Source organism: Paucibacter sp. DJ2R-2 (assembly GCF_025717675.1).
Taxonomy (GTDB): domain Bacteria; phylum Pseudomonadota; class Gammaproteobacteria; order Burkholderiales; family Burkholderiaceae_C; genus Paucibacter_A.
This window is the reverse complement of the sequence record NZ_JAJIRT010000029.1, coordinates 1-1,407: the sequence shown is the minus strand read 5'-3', so window position 1 is coordinate 1,407 and position 1,407 is coordinate 1. Positions and strand designations below refer to the sequence as shown.

General features: G+C 60.8%; 2 protein-coding genes. Both read left to right on the top strand.

Annotated elements, in window-relative coordinates; translation table 11 throughout:
* Positions 1 to 83: 83 nt before the first annotated feature.
* Positions 84 to 506, top strand: a complete 423-nt coding sequence (locus LNV28_RS24955; protein ID WP_263521324.1) for a zinc-ribbon domain containing protein — start codon at positions 84 to 86, stop codon at positions 504 to 506.
* A 153-nt stretch (positions 507 to 659) separates the two neighbouring features.
* On the top strand, positions 660 to 1,407 hold a 748-nt coding region (locus LNV28_RS24950; RefSeq protein WP_263569074.1), incomplete at its 3' end, for a transposase.

The following is a 1,407-nucleotide window of genomic DNA, read 5'->3' as shown; positions in this document are numbered from 1 at the left end:
CGCCTTCGCCGACATTCACACGCCCAGAGTAGTGCGGGTGGTTGGGGATATCGGGTTATTGGACAGCCTCGTTAGGCGTCGCGATGCCGAAGAAGTCACCGTCGATCGCCGTTTCAGCCGACCCGTCGAAGTGGTCCGAAGCGAGCCAGCGTTCGGTTTCAGCGGAGTGGACTAGCGAGTACACCGATATCCTCTACAGCTGCTGGCACTGCAAGGCCGAATCGGTTTTCTCTGCGCAGGATCAGAAGTACACGTTTGAGGAGAAGAAGGCTCCTATTGACCAGCGGCGCCTCCTTTGCCAAGCATGCTGGGCAGAATCCCATCGAATCGCGGCAAGACTTAAAGAGTTCGATACCCGATGGGCGGAGCAGAAGCAATCGCTGCGTACCGACAAAGAGTTCGCTGCGGGCTGGCTCGAAACACTTGAACTCCAAGAACGCTATGTCCCGTACCGTCATGACGTTGCCCGCAAGAACATGCTTCGCAAGTTGCTCGGCGACGCCTAACCCTTCCATCGAGAGGACGCTTTCCGGCCTGCGGCCTACAAGCGCCTCTCATGTCAAACGTTGAGGCTGTAAAAAAACTCCCTACCGGGTCCGTCCCGATTCACTGCGCAGCCCCTGACGCGTCAAATACGCAGACCCGTCCAGGAGTCCGCCATGCCGCGCTACAAGCCCAGTGATTGCCACGCGATGATGCTGCCCGTGGTGCTGTCGGAGCAGATCGTGCCAGGCAGTTTTGCCTTTGCGCTGAGCTACCTGGTCGATCACGAGCTGGATCTGAGCGCCCTGGATGCGCGCTTCAACAACGACATCACGGGCGCCAGCGCCTACGACCCGCGCGTGATGCTCAAGATCGTCTTGCTGGCCTACAGCCAAGGTCTGATCTCCAGCCGCAGCATCGCAGCCGCCTGCTCACGTAACGTGCAGTTCATCGCCATCAGTGGTGACAGCCAGCCCAGCCACGCGCACATTGCCAAGTTTGTGGTGTCGCTGAGCGATCAGATCAAGCCTCTCTTTGCACAGGTGCTGATGACTTGTGACGCCCAGGGCCTGATCGGCCGGGAGATGTTCGCCATCGACGGCGTCAAGCTGCCCAGCAATGCCAGCAAGGAGCGCAGCGGCACGCAGGAGGAACTGCGCCACCGAGCCGAGCGCCTGGACAAGGCGGCCGACAAGATCCTGGCGCTGCACCAGGCGCAGGACAAGGCAGGCGCTCAGGAGCCCTTGGAAGCCAAACGGCAAGCCCGCGTGGAAGCCTTGCGCGAGGAGGCCGCACGCACCCGGGCTTTTGTCGCCCAGAACCCAAAGCGACTGAATGCCAAGGGCCGAGAGCTCAAGTCCAACATCACCGACCCCGACAGCGCCAAGATGGCCACGAACAAAGGCGTGATCCAGGGCTACGCAG

Excerpts from the sequence above, each read along its gene's own strand:
- LNV28_RS24955 (WP_263521324.1), top strand. The coding sequence starts at position 84 with ATGCCGAAGAAGTCACCGTCGATCGCCGTTTCAGCCGACCCGTCGAAG.